At 75.1% G+C, this 18771-nt stretch carries 14 protein-coding genes; 5 read left to right on the top strand and 9 right to left on the bottom strand.

Annotated features, from left to right (window positions below):
- Positions 1 to 47 precede the first annotated feature (47 nt).
- The 6 genes from CELGI_RS11155 to ptsP form a co-directional block, all read right to left on the bottom strand.
- Positions 48 to 1700 (bottom strand): SDR family oxidoreductase, encoded by a 1653-nt coding sequence (locus CELGI_RS11155; RefSeq protein ID WP_013884229.1) that lies wholly within the window; start codon positions 1698 to 1700, stop codon positions 48 to 50.
- Between the two features lie 59 nt (positions 1701 to 1759).
- The gene (locus CELGI_RS11150; RefSeq protein ID WP_013884228.1) at positions 1760 to 2755 is read right to left on the bottom strand and encodes a DNA topoisomerase IB; all 996 of its coding nucleotides are present in this window, start codon (positions 2753 to 2755) and stop codon (positions 1760 to 1762) included.
- Between the two features lie 10 nt (positions 2756 to 2765).
- Positions 2766 to 5081: an MMPL family transporter gene (locus CELGI_RS11145; RefSeq protein WP_245528091.1), complete on the bottom strand. Its 2316-nt coding sequence runs from the start codon at positions 5079 to 5081 to the stop codon at positions 2766 to 2768.
- Positions 5082 to 5131: 50 nt separating this feature from the next.
- The gene (locus CELGI_RS11140; protein ID WP_013884226.1) at positions 5132 to 5998 is read right to left on the bottom strand and encodes an acyl-CoA thioesterase; all 867 of its coding nucleotides are present in this window, start codon (positions 5996 to 5998) and stop codon (positions 5132 to 5134) included.
- Between the two features lie 70 nt (positions 5999 to 6068).
- Entirely contained in the window at positions 6069 to 6452 is a 384-nt protein-coding gene (locus tag CELGI_RS11135; RefSeq protein ID WP_013884225.1) for a globin, read from the bottom strand.
- 36 nt (positions 6453 to 6488) lie between these two features.
- Complete coding sequence (gene ptsP, locus CELGI_RS11130; protein ID WP_013884224.1) at positions 6489 to 8183, bottom strand: phosphoenolpyruvate--protein phosphotransferase; 1695 nt, start codon at positions 8181 to 8183, stop codon at positions 6489 to 6491.
- 187 nt (positions 8184 to 8370) lie between these two features.
- Between ptsP and CELGI_RS11125 the strand changes: the two genes are divergently transcribed.
- Together CELGI_RS11125 and CELGI_RS11120 are read left to right on the top strand one after the other, a co-directional pair.
- Positions 8371 to 8601 (top strand): glucose PTS transporter subunit EIIB, encoded by a 231-nt coding sequence (locus CELGI_RS11125; RefSeq protein WP_041574184.1) that lies wholly within the window; start codon positions 8371 to 8373, stop codon positions 8599 to 8601.
- Between the two features lie 22 nt (positions 8602 to 8623).
- A complete protein-coding gene (locus tag CELGI_RS11120; protein ID WP_013884222.1) occupies positions 8624 to 9085 on the top strand; it encodes a PTS sugar transporter subunit IIA in 462 nt (153 codons plus the stop codon).
- A 7-nt stretch (positions 9086 to 9092) separates the two neighbouring features.
- Here the strand turns inward: CELGI_RS11120 and CELGI_RS11115 are convergent, their stop codons facing one another.
- Together CELGI_RS11115 and CELGI_RS11110 are read right to left on the bottom strand one after the other, a co-directional pair.
- Positions 9093 to 10253: a mechanosensitive ion channel family protein gene (locus CELGI_RS11115; protein ID WP_013884221.1), complete on the bottom strand. Its 1161-nt coding sequence runs from the start codon at positions 10251 to 10253 to the stop codon at positions 9093 to 9095.
- Positions 10250 to 12451: a prolyl oligopeptidase family serine peptidase gene (locus CELGI_RS11110; protein ID WP_013884220.1), complete on the bottom strand. Its 2202-nt coding sequence runs from the start codon at positions 12449 to 12451 to the stop codon at positions 10250 to 10252. The genes CELGI_RS11115 and CELGI_RS11110 overlap by 4 nt, the downstream gene beginning before the upstream one ends.
- 123 nt (positions 12452 to 12574) lie before the next feature.
- Here CELGI_RS11110 and malQ point away from each other — a divergent pair, with 123 nt between their 5' ends.
- A complete protein-coding gene (gene malQ, locus CELGI_RS11105) occupies positions 12575 to 14704 on the top strand; it encodes a 4-alpha-glucanotransferase (RefSeq protein ID WP_013884219.1) in 2130 nt (709 codons plus the stop codon).
- Between the two features lie 81 nt (positions 14705 to 14785).
- Here the strand turns inward: malQ and pepN are convergent, their stop codons facing one another.
- Complete coding sequence (gene pepN, locus CELGI_RS11100; protein ID WP_013884218.1) at positions 14786 to 17377, bottom strand: aminopeptidase N; 2592 nt, start codon at positions 17375 to 17377, stop codon at positions 14786 to 14788.
- A 302-nt stretch (positions 17378 to 17679) separates the two neighbouring features.
- Here pepN and CELGI_RS11095 point away from each other — a divergent pair, with 302 nt between their 5' ends.
- Entirely contained in the window at positions 17680 to 18003 is a 324-nt protein-coding gene (locus CELGI_RS11095; protein WP_013884217.1) for a thiamine-binding protein, read from the top strand.
- Positions 17982 to 18755, top strand: a complete 774-nt coding sequence (locus tag CELGI_RS11090; protein ID WP_013884216.1) for an ABC transporter permease — start codon at positions 17982 to 17984, stop codon at positions 18753 to 18755. The genes CELGI_RS11095 and CELGI_RS11090 overlap by 22 nt, the downstream gene beginning before the upstream one ends.
- Positions 18756 to 18771: the final 16 nt, after the last annotated feature.

Genomic DNA, 18771 nt, shown 5'->3' with positions numbered 1-18771 from the left:
CCGAGCGCGCGGGCACCGTCGTCACGTGCCAGCCGTCAGTCGTCTCGTCAGTCGTCCGCCTGGGGCTTCGGCGGCACGGGCGACGTCGGCGTGCGGCGGATCATCGCGCGGTCGGCACGCTCTGCGGCCCGGGCGATGTTGCGCTGCATGCCGCCGAACACGACTCCGTGGAACGGTGCGACCGACCACCAGTACACCTGCCCGGCGAGGCCCCGCGGGTGGAACAGCGCGCGCTGGGAGAACACCACGGGTGCGCGGGTCCAGTCGGCGTCCGTGAGCGGTGCGGCGCCCTGCTCGGGCTCGACCCGGAGCTCGAGCCACGCCAGGCCCGGCAGGCGCATCTCGGCACGCAGGCGCAGCAGGCGCCCCGGCTCGAGCGCCTCGACGCGCCAGAAGTCGACGGTGTCGTCCACCAGGAGCCGCCCCGGGTCGCGCCGCCCACGCCGCAGGCCGGGACCGCCGACGACGCGGTCGACGAGCCCGCGGACCCGCCACGCGAGGGCCCACGAGTACCAGCCGCGCTCACCGCCGACGGCCTCGATCACGCGCCACAGCGCGGCGGGCGAGGCGTCGACCTGGACCCGCCGCTCGTCGACGTACAGCGACCCGCCGGCCCAGTCCGGGTCGGACGGCAGCGGGTCCGAGGGCGCACCGGCCACCGACGCGGACGACCAGCGCGTCGTCACCGCGGCCTCCTGCACGCGGTGCAGCGCGAGCAGCACCGCGCGCTCGAACCCGACAAGGCCTCCCGGGGGGTCGGGCACGTGCGCGGCGATGTCGTGCTCGGTGCACACCACCTCGTGCACCAGCGACTCGACCAGCGGGCGCGCGAGCCCGCCGGGGACGGGCGTGACGAGCGAGACCCACAGGCTGGACAGCCGGGGCGTCAGGACGCCCACGCCCACGATCACGCGCCGCGGCAGGCCCGCGACGTGCGCGTAGCGCTGCATCATGTCGCGGTACGTCAGGACGTCGGGCCCGCCGATGTCGAACGCGCGGTTGACGTCGGGCGGCATCGCGGCGGCGCCCACCAGGTACCGCAGCACGTCGCGCACCGCGATCGGCTGGATGCGGTTGTCCACCCAGCGCGGCACGGTCATCGCGGGCAGCCGCTCGGTGAGGTAGCGCATCATCTCGAACGATGCGGAACCCGAGCCCAGGATCACCGCGGCGCGCAGCACGGTCGTCGGGACGCCGCTGTCGAGCAGGATCTGGCCCACCTCGGCCCGCGAGGCCAGGTGGGGCGAGAGCTCCTCGTCCTCGGGCGTCAGACCGCCCAGGTAGACGATGCGGCCCACGTCGGCGGCGCGTGCGGCGCGTGCGAACGTCGTCGCGGTGCGACGGTCGCGGTCGGCGAAGCTGCTGCCGGTGCCCAGCGCGTGGATCAGGTAGTACGCGACGTGCGCGTCGCGCAGCGCGGGCTCGATCTGCTCGGGGTCGGACGCGTCCGCGCGCACCACGTCGACCTGGTCGAACCACGGCCTGCTGCGCAGCCGGTCGGGGTTGCGGGCGAGCGCGCGCACGCGGTAGCCCGCGGCGAGCAGCTCCGGCACCAGGCGTCCGCCCACGTAGCCGGTCACGCCGGTGACCACGGCCAGGGGCGCGTCCGGGCGGGGGAGGCCGTCGTCGCCGGTGCCCGGCACGAGGCCCGGGAGCGTGGCGGCGACGGGCTGGGGGGCGAGGTCCTCGTCGATGGTCATCCGGGCCAGTCTGCGGGCGCGCGTCGCACGCCGCACCCCGGCACGGCCCGGCGCCGAGGTCAGCGCAGGAGCGCGAGGGTCTCGCGCTCGGCCACCGCGCGCGAGCGCGTGGCACGGATGGTCTCGCCGCGCTCCCACAGGTCGATCACGCGCGGGTCGATGTAGGACGCGCGGCACACCGCGGGCGTGTTGCCGAGCTCCTCGGCCACGTCCTTGACCACCTGCGTGACCACCTGGCGCCGGGCGCGCTGCGAGGCGGGTGCGGGACCCGCGGCGGCCAGCGCGCGTGCCGCCATGACGGTGGCGTGCCACGTGCGGAAGTCCTTGGGCGTCGCGTCGTCGCCGAGCCGCGCCTTGACGTACGCGGCCACGTCCGCGCTCGTCACGTCGTGCCAGCCCGCGTCGTCCTGCCACGCGAGCAGCTCGGGGCCGTCGTCGCGGCGGCGGACGAGCGTGCGGACCAGCCGCGCCACGTCGTCGTCCTCGACCACGGTGTCCCGGACCTGCCCGGACTTCGCGGGGAACCGCAGGTGCACGCGGCCTGGGTCGTCGGGCGTCTCGGGGGCCAGGACCTCCACGTGCTCGCGCAGCAGCGTGGCCAGGCCGTAGGAGCCGTGCCGCAGCGCGTACCCCTCGCCGCCCACGCGCAGGTACGCGAGGTCGAGCAGCCGGAACGCGAGCGCGAGCGCCTTGTCCCGGGGGAAGCCCTCGAGCGCCAGGTCGCGGCGCACGCGCCGGCGTGCGGCGGGCAGGCGCGCCCCGACGTCGAGCACGTGGTCGTGCTTCAGCCGGTCGCGGCGCGCCCGCCACTGCTGGTGGTACAGGTACTGACGACGGCGCGCGTCGTCGAGCCCCGCGGCCTGGATGTGCCCGTTGGGCAGCGGGCAGATCCACACCTCACGCCACGCGGGCGGGATGGCCAGCGACGTGATGCGCGTCAGGTGCTCGTCGTCCGTGATCCGGACGCGCTCCAGGTCCAGGTAGACGAACCCGGAGCCCGCACGGCGTCGCGTCCAGCCCGGGGCGTCCACGCGGACGCGACGCAGTCGCACCATGCGCGCAGTCTCACTCGCCGCCGGCGGTGCCGCCCGACGAGGGACCGGACGCGGCACCCGCGTGCGCGGGCTGGTGTGCCGTCCCCGCGCGGTCGCCCACGCGTGACGGCCACCAGGCCCGGTCGCCCAGGTCGTGCACCACGGCCGGGACCAGCAGGCTGCGCACGACGAACGTGTCGAGCAGCACGCCGAACGCCACCAGGAACGCGAGCTGCACCAGGAACAGCAGCGGGATCACCGCGAGCGCCGCGAACGTGGTTGCGAGCACGATGCCCGCGGACGTGATCACGCCACCCGTGACCGCGAGCCCGCGCACCACGCCGCGCCGCGTGCCGACCTGCAGCGACTCCTCCCGCACGCGCGTCATGAGGAAGATCGAGTAGTCGACGCCGAGCGCGACCAGGAAGACGAACGCGAACAGCGGCACGGTCGGGTCGGAGCCCGGGAACCCGAACGGCCCGTCGAACAGGATCGCGGCGACGCCCAGCGTCGCGGCGAACGAGAGCACGTTGGCCACCAGCAGCACCACGGCCGCGAGCACGGACCGCAGCAGCAGCATGAGGATCACCATGATGACCAGGAGCACCAGCGGGACGATCACGCGCAGGTCCCGCTGCGCGGCGTCGATCGTGTCCACCTGCTCGGCCGCGGGGCCGCCGACGAGCGCGTCGGGTGCGACCGCGTGCACCGCGGTGCGGACGTCGCGGACCACGTCCTGGGCCGCGACCGAGTCCGACGGCGCGCTCGTCGTGACGTCGAGCCGCACCGTGCCGTCCACGACGACCGGCGGTGCGTCGTCTGCGCCGGGCGCGCCCGCCGGTGCACCCGTGAACACGCGCACGGAGTCGACGCCGTCGACGCCCTCGGCGGCCTCCTGCGCCGCGGACGCGTCCGCCTGCGGCACGACGACGGTGACGGGCTGGACCGCGCCCGCGGGGAAGTGGGCCGCGAGCACCTCCTCGCCCGCGACCGAGTCGACGGGTGTGCGGAACACGTCGGTCTCGCTGGTGCCCGAGGCCTGGAACGTGGGCAGGAACGCCGCGAAGCCCAGCAGGACCACGGCCGTGACCACCCACACCGCACGCGCGCGGCGGGCCACCCACCGCGCGAGCCGCCCCCACAGCCCGGTGGCCTCGGCCGGGTCCGGCACCGCGGCGGCGTGCGAGCCGTGCGTGGAACCCTCGGTCGCCGCGGCGGCCGGACGGGGCACGCGCGGCCAGAAGTAGAACCGCGAGCGCCGCCCGCCGATCAGCAGGAGCGCCGGCAGCAGCGTCATCGCGGCGAGGAGCGCGGACGCGATGCCGATCGCGGCGACGGGACCGAGCGAGCGGTTGGACCCCAGCTCGGACAGCAGCAGGCACAGCACGCCCGCGATGACGGTGCCCGCGGACGCGCCGATCGGCTCGAGGCACGCGCGCCAGGCCCGGCGCATCGCGTCCGCGGGGTGCGCGGTGTGGCGCAGCTCCTCGCGGTAGCGCGCCACCAGCAGCAGCGCGTAGTCCACGCTCGCGCCCACCACGAGGATGGACAGGATGCCCTGGGACTGCCCGTTGAGCACGAGCGTGCCCGAGTCGGCCAGGTGGTAGACCACCAGGCCGGCCAGGCACAGCCCGAACACCGCGGTGAGGATGACCGCGAGCGGCAGCAGGGGCGAGCGGTAGATGACGACGAGGATGAGCAGCACCGCGCCGAGCGCGACCAGCAGCAGGATCCCGTCGATGCCGCCGAACGCCGTGACCAGGTCCGCGACGAAGCCCGCGGGGCCGGTGACCCACGCCTGCAGGCCCGCCTCACCCGCGGCGTCCGCGCTCGCGCCCAGCTCGTCCAGGAAGACCTGCCGCAGCTCGGTGACGAACGACTCCGTGACCGACTCCTCACCGGCGCCGATCAGCGTCTCGGCGGCCTCCGCGTCGAGCGAGAACACCACCAGCAACGCCTCGCCGTCCTGCGACGGCGTCACCACGGGCTCGGCGGTGAGGTACTCCGCCCAGGTCTGGTCGGTGCCCGCGACCGGGGCGGCCGGAACGGCCTGCGCGACCTGCGTGACCTGCCCCACCTGCGCCTCGGTCACCGCGCCGCCGCCCTCGGGCGTGAGCACCACCAGCGCGGGCAGCGTGGGCGTCTCGACGAAGTCCCGCCCGGCCTCGGCCGCGAGCGTGGACTCGGCCGACGACGGCAGGAACGCCGCCGCGTCGTTCGTCTGGACCTGAGACAGCTTGCCCTGGGCCACACCCCCCAGCGAGCCGATCGCGAGCCACGCGACCAGGGCGACGGCGACGAGCAGGGCGCGGGTGAGCGCGGAGCGGCGGGACACGCGGGTGGACATGGTGCTGAGCATGCTGGACGCGGACCGTTTCCGCGCGCCAAGACCGCAGGTCAGGGCAGACGAATCATGCCTTCCTGGGCAATCGAGGCGACCAGCTCGCCGGACCGGGTGAAGACCCGTGCGGCGCCGAGCCCGCGGCCCCCCTGCGCGCTCGGCGTCGACTGCACGTAGAGCAGCCACTCGTCGACGCGCACGTCCCGGTGCCACCACATCGCGTGGTCCAGGCTCGCGATCGACATCCCGCGGCTGACCCACGACTCACCCGAGCGCCGCAGCACGGGCTCGAGCATCACCTGGTCGCACGCGTAGGCCAGCAGCGCGCGGTGCAGCAGGCCGTCGTCGGGCAGCGGCGAGAGCGCCTTGAACCAGACCATCTGCCGCCCGGTGCGCTCGGCGGCGGGGCCCAGGTACAGCGGACCCTCGACGTGCCGGACGTCGAACGCCGCCTCCTGCGTCCAGAACTTCGCGACGGGGTGGTCGATCGGCCCGAGCACGTCGAACGCCGAGCGCAGGTCCTCGGGTGCGGGCACGTCGTGCGGCATCTCGTCGGCGTACGCCAGGCCCTCCTGCTCGGCCTGGAAGGACGCGATCATCGACAGGATGGGCGCACCGCCCTGCAGCGCGTGCGTGCGGCGCGCGGTGAACGAGCGCCCGTCGCGCAGCCGCTCGACGGCGAACGTGATCGGCTCGTCGATCACGCCCGCGCGCAGGAAGTACCCGTGCAGCGAGTGGGGCAGGCGGTCCGGCTCGACCGTCGCTCCGGCCGCGAGCAGCGCCTGCGCGAGCACCTGGCCGCCGAACACGCGCCCGCTGGGCTGGGGCAGGCTCCTGCCCCGGAAGACGTCGGCCTCGTGCGGGTCGCTCTCGAGCTGCAGCGCGCCCAGCACGGGCGCCATCGGGTCCGGCGCAGTGGTCATGACCGGCAGAATCTCACGTCCGCCGCACGCGACCCGTGCCGCGCGGACGTGACGTGCGACATCCCGCGCGTCAGTCCTCGAACGTGTTGAGCATCGAGTGCGCGGCGCGCTCCAGGTAGTCCCACAGCTCGGCCTTGTGCAGGGGCGCGAGGTCGAGCGAGTCGAGCGCGGTGCGCATGTGCAGCAGCCAGCGGTCGCGCGCGTCCGGGTTGACCTTGTACGGCGCGTGCCGCATCCGTAGGCGCGGGTGGCCGCGCTCGTCGGAGTACGTGGTGGGCCCGCCCCAGTACTGCTCGAGGAACAGCGTGAGGCGCTGCGCGGCGGGGCCCAGGTCCTCCTCGGGGTACATCGGCTTGAGCACGGGGTCGGTGGCGACGCCCTCGTAGAACCTGTCGACGAGCGCGACGAACGTGTCGTGCCCGCCGACCGCCGTGTAGAACGAGTCGGATCTCACCGGCTCATCCTCACACGGTCCCGGGGGCCGTCCGCGTCACAGCCCGAGCTCGGCCAGCACCGGGAGCGCGGCGCGCACGGTCGCCCGCGCATCGGCCGCCGACGACGCCGCGAGCGCGAGCTGCGCGAGCCGGACGCACTCGTCGTAGGACGTCGCGGCGAGGACCGCGGCGACGTCGGCGAGGGCGCGCGGGGTCATCGACAGCGACGCGACGCCGAGCCCGACGAGCACCACGGCGAGCGCGGGGACCGCGGCGGCCTCACCGCACACGCCGACCGGTCGGCCCTGCGTCGCGCCGCCCCGGCACGTCTCGGCGACGAGCCGCAGCACCGCGGGGTGCCACGCGTCCGACAGGTGCGCGACCGAGCCGAGCATGCGGTCCGCCGCCATGGCGTACTGCGTCAGGTCGTTGGTGCCGACGCTCGCGAACGTCGCGTGCGCGAGGATCCGGTCGGCCACGAGCGCGGCGCTCGGCACCTCGACCATGACGCCCGCGTCCGGCAGGCCGTGCCGCGCGCACCGCGCGACGAAGTCCTCGGCCTCCTCGACGGTGGACACCATCGGTGCCATGACCCAGACGGTCGTGTCCTGCCCCTGCGCGGCGCGGGCGATCGCGGTCAGCTGGTCCTCGAGCACGTCGGCGTGCTGCACGGCCGTGCGCAGGCCCCGCACGCCCAGCGCGGGGTTGGCCTCGAAGTCGCTCGCGAGGAACGGCATGGGCTTGTCGGCGCCCGCGTCGAGCGTGCGGATCACCACCTTGCGGCCCGTGAACTGCTCGAACACGCGACGGTAGGCGGCCACCTGCTCGTCGATGCTCGGCGCCTCGTCGCGGTCCAGGAAGCCGAACTCGGTGCGGAACAGGCCCACGCCCTGCGCACCGGCCGCCGCGGCCGCCGCGGCCTCGGACGGGTCGCCCACGTTGGCGAGCAGCTCGACGCGGTGCCCGTCGCTCGTCCGGCCGTCGCCGTCGAACGTGCGGGCGGTCGCCTGCCGCGCACGGGCGGCCGCGACCTGCTCGTCGTCGGGGTGCACGACGACCGTGCCCGCGCCGCCGTCGACGATGACCACGTCGCCGTCGGCGACCGCGAGGTCCAGGCCGCGGGCGGCGACGACCGCGGGGATGCCGCGTGCGCGCGCGAGGATCGCGGTGTGCGCGGTGGGACCGCCCGCCGCGGTGGCGATCGCCAGGACGCGTGTGGTGTCCAGCGTCGCGACGACCGCGGGTGCCAGGTCAGCGGCCACGAGCACGAACGGCTCGGGCCGGTCGGGCACACCCGGCGCCGGGCGGCCCGTGAGGTCGGCGACCAGGCGGTCCCGCACGTCCGCGATGTCCCGCGTGCGCTCGGCGAACAGCCCGCCCAGCGCCGCGAACTGCTCGGCGACGGCCTCCGCCGCCTCCCACACCGCGCGCTCGGGGACCAGGTGGTCGGTCATGACGCGCTGCACGGCGTCCGCCACGAGCGTGGGGTCGGCGGCGATCGCGGCGGTCGCGTGCAGCACGTCGGCGGCGTCACCGGTCGCACGGTCGGCAGCGGCGTCCAGGTCCTCGCGCACGCGCTGCGACGCGGCGGCGATCCGGTCAGCGGCGGCGCGCTGATCGGCACCGGGCGGCAGACGGCGCCCCGACGGGGGCTTGGCGACCGGCTCCGGCATGAGCACGACGGGCGCGGCGACCCGCCCGGGGCTCACCCCGAGCCCGTGCACCACCGTGGGGGGCTGGGTGGGGCTCACGTGCGGCGTCCTCCTCGTCGGCTGTGCCACGCAGTCTTGCCGCGCGGCCGCCGCCAGGCCAACCGGACACGCGGGGCGGGGCGGCGCGGGAGGGTTAGGCTGGGCCGGTACGGCTGGTCGGCCGTGCCCCCGGTCCGCAGCGCAGCACGTGGGCAGGGCGACCCCGCAGGACCCCCGAGGAGTGGCATTGAGCAAGGCAGAGCAGATCCTCGCCGCGCTGGGTGGAGACGCGAACGTCGTCGACCTGGAGCCGTGCATCACGCGCCTGCGGGTCGAGGTCAGCGACGCCCAGCTGGTCGACGAGGCCGCGCTCAAGGCCTCCGGCGCGTTCGGCGTGGTCCGCTCGGGCCGCATCGTCCAGGTGATCGTCGGCCCGGAGGCCGACAACCTGGCCGCCGAGCTCGACTCGCTGCGCTGACCCGCCCGACGTCCCGCCGACCATGAGCGCGCTGCGCGTCCTCGCGCCCGTGCCCGGCACGGTCCGCGCGATCGGCCAGGTCCCCGACCCGGTGTTCGCCCAGGAGATCGTCGGTCCCGGTGTCGCGATCGAGCCCGACCACGTGGGTCTGCTCGACGCGGTCGCACCGTGCGACGGCGTGGTGGGCGCCCTGCACCCGCACGCGTTCGCGATCGAGGTCGACGAGGGCCGCTCGGTCCTGGTCCACCTGGGCATCGACACCGTGCGGCTCGCGGGCCTGGGCTTCACGCTGCACGTGCAGCGCGGTGACACGGTCCGCGCGGGTCAGCGGATGGTGACGTGGTCACCCGTCGACGTGGCGGCCTCCGGCATGCCGACGGTGTGCCCCGTGGTCGCGCTGCAGGCGGACGCGGGCGCGGTCACGCTGGACGCGGCCGCCGGCGCGCACGTGGCGGCCGGCGACCCGCTGCTGACCTGGGGCTGAGGCCCGCTCAGCCGGCGCGGCCGGCCGACGGCCCCGCGGCGGGCGGGTCCTGCCGTGGTGCGCGCAGCGCCTCGTCGACCGGGGTGTCGTGCGGGTCCGCGGGTGGTGCGCCGTCGGGTCCGGCGCCGTCCGCCGGCTCGTCGGACTCCTCCGCGGTGACCGGGCCGGCGGGGTCGGCCGGCTCGCGCGCCTCGAGGTGCGCGGTCAGCGCGTCGCGCTGACCCGCGAGCGGCACGCCGGCCTCCTCGAGCGTCCGGCGCGCGGCGATCCGCAGCGCGCGCGCGACCTCCCACTGCACGGCGGGTGCGGTGCGCAGCTGGAGCCGCAGCGTGATCGCCTCCGCGGTGAGCCGTTCGATGCCCGTGACGGTCGGGCTGCCCAGGATCGCGTCGGCGAGCTCGGGGTCCGCGCCGACCTGCTCGGCCGCACGCAGGAGCAGCCGCTGCACGTGGTCGAGGTCCGCGAAGTAGTCGACGTCGAGCTCGACCACCGCGGTGGACCAGCCCTGCGTCTTGTTGCCGACGCGCAGCATCGATCCGTTCGGCACGTACCAGAGCGTGCCGTCCCCGTCGCGCACCTTGGTGACGCGCAGCGTGACCGCCTCCACGGTCCCCGTCGCAGGGCCCACGTCGACCACGTCGCCCACGCCGTACTGGTCCTCGAGCATCATGAACGTGCCCGTGAGGAAGTCCTTGACCAGGCTCTGCGCACCGAAGCCCAGCGCGACGCCGACGATCCCCGCGGACGCGATGAAGGGGGCGATGTTCACGCCCAGCGCGTCGAGCACCAGGAACGCCGCGATCCCACCGACCAGGACCGTGGCCGACGAGCGCAGCACCGAGCCCAGCGTGCGCGCGCGCTGCTTGCGGCGCGCGGTGGCCAGCGGGTCGGTGCGCAGCAGCGTCGAGGCGACCGCGGACTCGCCGAGAGGACGCAGCACGCCGCGCTGGATCACCGGGGTGCCGTCGGCGATGTGCTCGGTGACCCGGCGGATCGCGGTGCGCAGCAGCGCGAGCACCAGCGCGCTCGCGACCACGATCACCGCGATCTGCAGCGGGACGCCGAGCACCCAGTCCCACCACGAGGACACCGAGGCCGGGTCCTGCGGGACGAGCGGGGGAGCGGTCGTCGTCGGGTCGGGCGCGGGCGCCGCGTGCAGCCCGGTCATGCGCCGGCCCCCGCCAGGCCGGTCTGGCGCGCCACGAACTGCAGCTGCTCGACGGTCAGCCCGATCGTCCGGGACAGCGCGCGCCCCCCGTGCCCCACACCCGTCTCGCGGCGCAGCAGCACCGGGCGGTCCTGCAGGTCGGCGGACGTGGCGTGCTGGAGCGCCGCGGCGAGCTTGCGCGCGTGCAGCGGGTCGACGCGCGTGTCGCCGTCGAACACCGTGAACAGCGTCGCGGGGTAGGCGGTCCCGGGTGCGACGCGGTGGTACGGCGAGTACGCCAGCAGCCAGTCCAGCTCGGCGGGGACGTCCGCGTCGCCGTACTCCTCGGTCCACGTGACGCCCAGCCCGAACCGCTGGTAGCGGACCATGTCCAGCAGCGGCGCGGAGCACACGGCCGCCGCGAACAGGTCAGGTCGCTGCGTGACCGCGGCACCCACCAGCAGGCCGCCGTTGGACCCGCCCCAGCACGCGAGCTGCGCGGGTGTCGTCCAGCCACCCGCGACCAGCGCGTCACCGACCGCGTGGAAGTCGTCGAAGACGTTCTGCTTGGCCCCCCGCATCCCGGCCCGGTGCCAGTCCTCACCCTCCTCGCCGCCGCCGCGCAGGTTCGCGACCACGTACACGCCGCCCGCCTCGACCCAGGCCAGGGTCGTCGCCGAGAACCCGGGCTCGAGCGAGATCTGGAAGCCGCCGTAGCCGTACAGGATCGTCGGGCACGGGCGCAGCGGGTCGCCCGCGGCGTCCAGCAGGTCCGCACGCGCGACGACGAACGCGCGCACCGTGGTGCCGTCGGACGACGCGACCTCGAGGTGCCGCACGCGCACGTCGGGCACGTCCGGCACCGCACCGGGTGGTGCCGCCCACGGTGTGACCTCGCGCGTGGTGGCGTCGAACCGCAGCACGGTCGGCACGCTCGTGTGATCGGTGTAGGAGAACCAGACCTCGGGGCCGCCGTCGGGGCGCGTGACCAGGCCCGACGTCGAGCCGAGCCCAGGCAGCGGCACGGATCCCGCCGCACCCGGCAGTCGCTGTCCCGTGGCGGGGTCGTGCACCGTGATCTCCGAGACGGCGTGCCGGCGCCAGGACGCGAGCAGCAGCTGCGGCGTGGTGCCGGTCCCGCCACCGTCCGTGAACGCGACGTCCTCGAGGACCGCCTCGTCGTCCTGGTCGAGCAGCGTGCGCCAGTGACCGACCCCCGGCGTGCGCGGGTCGGTCACCGCGAGCCTGCCCCGCGGCGCGTCGAGGTCGGTGTGCACGTACAGCAGGCCGTCGCGCCCGACCCACACGCCCGTCTCGGCGTCCAGCCCGACCGCGACCTCGGCGAACGCCGGTGCGTCGAGCGCGCCGCCCGCGAGGTCCGCGATCCAGACGTCGGTGCGCGGCGCCGTGCCCTCGGACGCCGAGACCACCAGCCAGCGGCCGTCGCGCGAGACCGAGACGCCGTAGTAGCTCGTGATCGGACGCCCGGCGCCGAACACCTCGACGTCCCGCTCGGGCGAGGTACCGACGCGGTGCAGCCAGACCCGGCGGTGGTACTGCGCCTCGTCGGCCGGGAGCAGCTCGGGCGCCAGGCGGCGCACGTAGAAGAACGCCTCACCACCCGGCAGCCACGCGACGGGCGAGTACCGCGCCCGGTCGACCGGCCCGTCGACCACGTCACCCGTGGCGACGTCGAGCACGCGGAGCACCGACTCCTCGGTGCCGCCCGTGGAGGTCTGGTACGCCAGCAGCGTGCCCTCCTTGGACGGCTGCCACGCGTCGAGCGTCGTGGTGCCCGCGGGATCGAGCAGCATCGGGTCCACGAGCACGCGCTCGCGCTCGCCGCCCGCGCCGTCGGGCTCGACCACGACGACCACCGCATGCTCCTGGTCGCCCGCACGCCGCGAGAAGAACCGGCGCTCACCCCGCCACGCGGGGGCACCGACGAACCCCGCGCCGAGCAGCGTGCGCAGCCGGGGCGTCAGCGTCGCGGGCGAGAACGGGCCCGTGGCCGGTGCGGCGGCCAGGTAGGCCGCGTACGCGTCGTCCTGCGCGCGCGACCACCGCGCGGTCGCGGGGTCCGCCTCGTCCTCGAGCCAGCGGTAGGGGTCCGCGACGCGGCGTCCGTGCAGGTCCTCGACCAGGTCGAGACGGTGGGCGTCGGGGTAGCGGGCGGTGGCGGTCGCGGGCGCCGGGGACTGCGACGAGGCTGCCGTCATGGTGCGCAAGGCTACGACGTGCCACCGCGGGACGGGGTCGCGGGGGCCCGCACGGACCCTCCCGGACCGCGCGTCGGGACGTTCGCTGTGCCCGTGCACGGTCTCCTCTGGCAGGATCGACCCGTGGTGGACGACTCGCAGGCTCCCTCGGAGGCGTTGCTGCGCCTCGCCGCCGCGCACGGCGTGGTCCCGGACCACTGGGGGTTCCACGGCGAGCTGCGCCGCGCATCCGCCGGGACGCTGCGGGCGGTGCTCGCGGCGCTCGGCGTGGACGCCTCCTCGCCCGAGCGCATCGATCTCGCGCTGGCACACATCGACGACATGCCGTGGCGCCGCACGCTGCCGCCCGTCGTCGTCGTGCGGTCGGGGCGGAGCCAGGACGTGCCCGTGCACGTGACGCACGGCGACCCGGTGCACGTGTGGTTGCAGCTCGACCCCGAGGTCGGCGGCGGGCGGCGCGACCTGCACCAGGCGGACGTGTACGTCGAGCCACGCACGGTCGACGGCCGGCTGGTCGGCCGTGCGACGTTCGCGCTGCCGGACGACCTCCCGCTCGGCTGGCACGAGATCCACGCGTCGGGACCGAGCGGGGACGCGCGCGCGGTCGTCGTCGTGACGCCCGACCGGCTCGAGCTGCCGGCCCCGCTGCAGGGCCGGCGCGCGTGGGGCTACATGGCGCAGCTGTACTCGGTGCGCTCGCGGCGCTCGTGGGGCGTGGGCGACCTGGCCGACCTCGCCGACCTGGGGTGGCTCGCGGCGCACGAGGCGGGCGCGGACTTCCTGCTCATCAACCCGCTGCACGCCGCCGAGCCCGCCGCGCCGCTCACGCCCTCGCCGTACCTGCCCACCACGCGGCGCTTCGTCAACCCGCTGTACGTGCGCCCCGAGGCGGTGCCGGAGGCGGCCTACCTCACCGCGGCGGACCGCGCGCTGGTCGAGTGGTCGGCCGAGTCGGTCACCGGGCTCAACCTCGACGCGGGCCCGATCGACCGCGACGCCGCGTGGAACGCCAAGCGCGCCGCGCTCGACGTGATCTTCGCGCACGAGCGGTCGGCCGCACGGCAGGCAGCGTTCGACGCGTTCGTCCAGGAGCAGGGCCCGGGGCTGCGCACGTTCGCGCTGTGGTGCGCGCTGGCCGAGAAGTACGGCTCCGAGACCATCCCGCCCGAGCTGGCCGACCCGGCCTCGCCCGCGGTCGCGGTCGAGGCTGCGCTGCTCGCGGACCGGGTCGCGTTCCACACGTGGCTGCAGTGGGTGGCCGACGAGCAGCTCGGGGCCGCGCAGGCGGCCGCGCGCGCCGGCGGCATGTCGATCGGGATCATGCACGACCTGGCCGTGGGCGTGCACCCCGCGGGTGCGGACGCCTGGTCGCTGGGCGACGTGCTGGCCCGCGGCGCCGAGGTGGGTGCACCGCCCGACATGTACAACCAGCAGGGCCAGAACTGGTCGCAGCCGCCCTGGCGCCCGGACGCGCTGGCCCGCGCGGCGTACGCGCCGTACCGGGACATGCTGCGCACCGTGCTGCGCCACGCGGGTGCGATCCGCATCGACCACGTCCTCGGGCTGTTCCGCCTGTGGTGGATCCCCAAGGGTGCGGGCGCCGACGAGGGTGCCTACGTCCGCTACGACCACGAGGCGCTCGTCGGCATCCTCGCGCTCGAGGCGCACCGCGCGGGCGCGGTCGTGATCGGCGAGGACCTGGGCACGGTCGAGCCGTGGGTGCGGGGCTACCTGTCCGAGCGCGGCATCCTCGGCACGTCGGTGCTGTGGTTCGAGAACGGTGCGGACGGGCAGCCGCTGCCGCCCGAGGACTACCGCCCGCTGGTGCTGGCCACGGTCACGACGCACGACCTGCCGCCGACCGCCGGGTACCTCGCGGGTGAGCACGTCGCGATCCGGGAGCGGCTGGGCCTGCTCACCGAGCCGCTCGCGGTGGTCCGGGCGCAGGCCGACGCGGAGCGGGAGCGGATGATCGGCGCGCTGCGGGCGCGCGGGCTCGTCGGGCCGGACCCGTCCGAGCGCGAGGTGGTCGAGGCGATGCACCGGTACGTGCTCGCCACGCCGGCGGTGCTCGTCGGCGTCGCGCTCGCGGACGCCGTGGGGGAGCGCCGCGCGCAGAACCAGCCGGGCACGGACCAGGAGTACCCGAACTGGAAGGTGCCGCTCGCCGACTCGGTCGGGCAGGTGGTCCTGCTGGACGACCTGTTCACCAACGCGCGCCTGCGCAGCCTGGCCGCGGTGCTGCGCGGCTGAGCAGCCCTCCGCGGGCCGCGGCAGGACGAGGACCGGGGCCGGGACCGCATCCGCAGCGCGGACGGGTCCCGGCCCGGCTCGTCAGTCGCGCAGCCGGTCGGCCTGCTGCGCGGCGATCGCGCGGCGCACGCCGTCGCGGGACTCGACCACCAGGCGGCGCAGCGCGGGCGCCGCGTCGGGGTGCGCGGCGAGCCACGCGTCGGTCGCGCCCAGCAGGTCGACCTCGGGGGCGTCCGCGAGGAGCGTCGGGTACAGACCGACCACGATGTTCTGCGCGATCTCGTTGGTCTTGTCCGCCCAGACCCGCGTCAGCGCGTCGAAGTACGGCGCGACGAACGGCGTGAGCAGCGCGCGGTCCTGCACGCGCACCAGGCCCGCGATCGTGGCCGCCTGGATCGCGTTGGGCAGGTCGCCGTCGAGCACCGCGGCCCAGGCCGCCTGCTTCGCCTCCGGGGTGGGGACAGCCGCGCGCGCGAGAGCGGCGGCACGCTCGCCGGTCGCGGTGGCGTCGGTGGCCAGCTGCGCCGCGATGTGCGTCTCGTCGGCCCGGCCGCCCGCGACCAGCGCCGCGAGCAGCTCCCAGCGCAGGTCGGTGTCCATCTCGAGGCCCGGCAGGACCTCGCGCTCGTCGAGCACGTCCGCGACCACGGCCAGCTGCTCGGGCGTCGTCGCACGCGCGGCGAAGCCCTTGAGCAGCTGCAGCTGCAGGTCGGAGCCGGCCGCGGCACCCCGGGCGAGCTCGAGCAGGCGGTCGGCCGCGGCGACGGCCGCGTCCCGCCGGTGCTCGGGCGCCACGTACAGGTCGAGCGTCGTGGTGAGCTGGCGCAGCAGCACGAGCACGACGGTCGAGTCGGTCTCGTGCGCGATGTTGCCCAGGATCAGGTCGACGTAGTCGCGGCCCGGCTGCTCGCCGTCGCGCGTCGCGTCCCACGTCGCCGCCCAGATGAGCGTGCGGGGCAGCGAGTCGTCGAACGCCGAGAGGTGCTCGATCGCGGCGGCCGTCGAGTCCTCGTCCAGGCGGATCTTCGCGTAGGCCAGGTCGTCGTCGTTGACCAGCAGCAGCAGCGGACGGCGCGTGCCGACCAGCTCGGGCACGTCGGTGCTCTCCCCGTCCGCGTCGAGCTCGACGTGCACGGTCCGCACCAGGCGGCCGTCCACCAGGTCGTACCCGCCGACCGCGAGGCGGTGCGGCCGCTGCACCGGGTGCTCGTCGGGCACCTCCTGGCGGATCGTGAACGACGTGATGACGCCCTCGTCGTCCACATCGACGAGCGGGCGCAGGAGCGTGACGCCCGCACGCTCGAGCCACAGCGCCGACCACGGCGTCAGGTCGCGGCCCGAGGTCGCCTCGAGCTCCGTGAGCAGGTCGCGCAGCTCGGTGTTGCCCCACGCGTGCCGCGCGAAGTAGGCGCGCACGCCCGCGAAGAACTCGTCCTGGCCCACCCATGCGACGAGCTGCTTGAGCACGCTCGCACCCTTGGCGTACGTGATGCCGTCGAAGTTGACCTCGACGTCCTCGAGGTCGGTCATGTCCGCGACGATCGGGTGTGTGCTCGGCAGCTGGTCCTGGCGGTAGGCCCACGACTTCTCGAGCGAGGAGAACGTGGTCCACGAGCTGGTCCAGCGCGTGGCCTCGGCCGCCGCGAGCGTCGAGGCGTACTCCGCGAAGGACTCGTTGAGCCACAGGTCGTCCCACCAGCGCATGGTGACCAGGTCGCCGAACCACATGTGCGCGAGCTCGTGCAGGATCGTCACCGCGCGGCGCTCGACCGTGGCCTCGGGCACCTTGGACCGGAAGACGTACGACTCGACGAACGTCACGCAGCCCGCGTTCTCCATGGCGCCCGCGTTGAACTCGGGCACGAACAGCTGGTCGTACTTGGCGAACGGGTACGGCTGGTCGAACCGCTCCTCGAAGAACGCGAAGCCCCGGCGCGTGACGTCGAGGATCTCGTCGGTGTCCAGGTACTGCGCGAGCGAGCCGCGGCAGTACACGCCGAGCGGGATCTCGCGGCCGTCGCTGCTGGTCAGCGTGCCGTGCTCGTGGTGGTACGGACCCGCGACCACGGCGGTCACGTACGGCGAGAGCCGCGGCGTCGTCTCGAACGTCCACGTCGAGGTGCCCTGGTCGCGTCCGCCGTTGCGGTTGACCCCGCCCTCGACCGGGACGGGCTCGCCCACCTGCGGGTAGTTCGACACGACCACCCAGTGCGCGGGCGCGGTCACGGTGAACGTGAACTCGGCCTTGAGGTCGGGCTGCTCGAACACCGCGAACACGCGGCGCGAGTCGGCGACCTCGAACTGCGAGTACAGGTACACCTCGTCGTCGACGGGGTCGACGAACCGGTGCAGACCCTCGCCCGTGTTCATGTACGCGCACTCGGCCACGACGACGAGCTCGTTGGACTCGGCCAGGTCGCTCAGCGCGATGCGCGAGTCGGCGAACACCTGCGCGGGGTCGAGCGTGCGGCCGTTGAGCGTGATCTCGTGGACCGCGGGGGCGATGAGGTCGACGAACGTGCTCGCACCGGGCGTCGCGGTGAACCGCAGGACGGTCCGGGACGTGAACGTCGTGGGACCGGTGGTCAGGTCCAGCGTGACGTCGTACGACTGGGTCGCGACGGTCGCGGCGCGCTCCCGCGCCTCGGCTCGGGTGAGGTTCTCGGCGGGCACGAAGGCTCCTTCACGCGGTGGGTGGTGGCCCGGGTCACGGGCCCGCCCGATCATTCCACGCGCACCGCGACAGGTGCTGCGCACCCGCGTGGACAGGGCCTTGCGCGCACGTCCGGACGGTGTACTTTCGTGCTCGCCAACGCCGGGGAGCTCGGGACAGCCGGGCTGAGAGGACGGGCCGTGGCACCTTCGGGTGCCGGCGCCTGTCGACCCGTCAACCTGAACTGGGTAATGCCAGCGGAGGGATGCGACAGGCTCGCCCTTTCGGCATGCCCGGTCCCCGTGACCGGAGGAGATGCGACGTGCTCGCAGAGATCCAGGTGTCCCCGCGCCCGAGCGGCACCGACGACGACAGGTACGCCCACGTGGACGCGGCGATCGCCGTGATCGAGTCCTCGGGGCTCGTGCACGAGGTGGGCGCCATGGGCACCACCGTGCAGGGCAGCCCCGACGAGATCTGGCCGCTGCTGCGCGCGGTGCACGAGGCGACGCTCGCCGCGGGTGCCGACGGCGTCACGAGCGTCATCAAGGTGGGTCAGGCGCGCGGTGACGCCGGGCCGAGCATCCTCGACCTCGTCGGGAAGTTCCGTCGCGGGTCGGGCGAGTGCGCTCCCGCGGCCGACTGACCGCGCGCCGCGTCGTCGCACCCGCGCTCGTCGTGCTGGTGCTGCTCGCGGTGTGGGAGGTCGGGGTGCGCGCCGCGGGGCTGCCGCCGTTCGTGCTGCCGGCACCGTCGCAGGTCCTGGCCACGGGCGTCGCGGACGCCCCGCTGCTCGGGCCGCACGTCGCGACGACGCTGCTCGAGGCGGTCCTCGGCCTCACGCTCGGCTTTGTGGTCGGGGTGGCGCTCGCGGTCGTGCTCAGCCTCAGCGGTGCCGTGCGCGACACCGTGTACCCGCTGCTCACGCTGACGCAGACCATCCCGACGGTCGTGCTCGCCCCGCTGCTGGTGCTGTGGGCGGGCTTCGGGCTGACGCCCAAGGTCGTGCTCGTCGCGCTCACCGCGTTCTTCCCCGTGCTCGTGGCGACGGTCACCGCGATGGCCGACGTCGACGACGAGCACGTGGACGTCGTCGCCGGGCTCGGCGGCACGCGGAGCCAGCAGCTGCGCTGGGTGCGGCTGCCCGCGGCCGTGCCCGGCGCGCTCGGCGGGCTGCGCGTGGCCGCGACCTACGCCATCGGGGCAGCCGTGGTCGCCGAGTACCTCGCGGGGTACTCGGGGCTCGGCGTCTTCATCCAACGGGCCCGCAAGGGCTACCAGGTGGACGCGATCCTCGTCGCGGTCGTGCTGGTGGCCCTGCTGACGGGCCTGCTCTTCCTCGCGGTCGACGCGCTCGCGCGGGCCGCCACGCCCTGGCAGCCGCGCCGCGCGCGCTGACCACCCGAACCCCAGG

Source organism: Cellulomonas gilvus ATCC 13127 (genome assembly GCF_000218545.1).
In the GTDB taxonomy this organism is placed as follows: Bacteria; Actinomycetota; Actinomycetes; order Actinomycetales; family Cellulomonadaceae; genus Cellulomonas; species Cellulomonas gilvus.
Note: the sequence above shows the minus strand (reverse complement) of the source record. Positions and strands in the feature narration are given on the sequence as shown.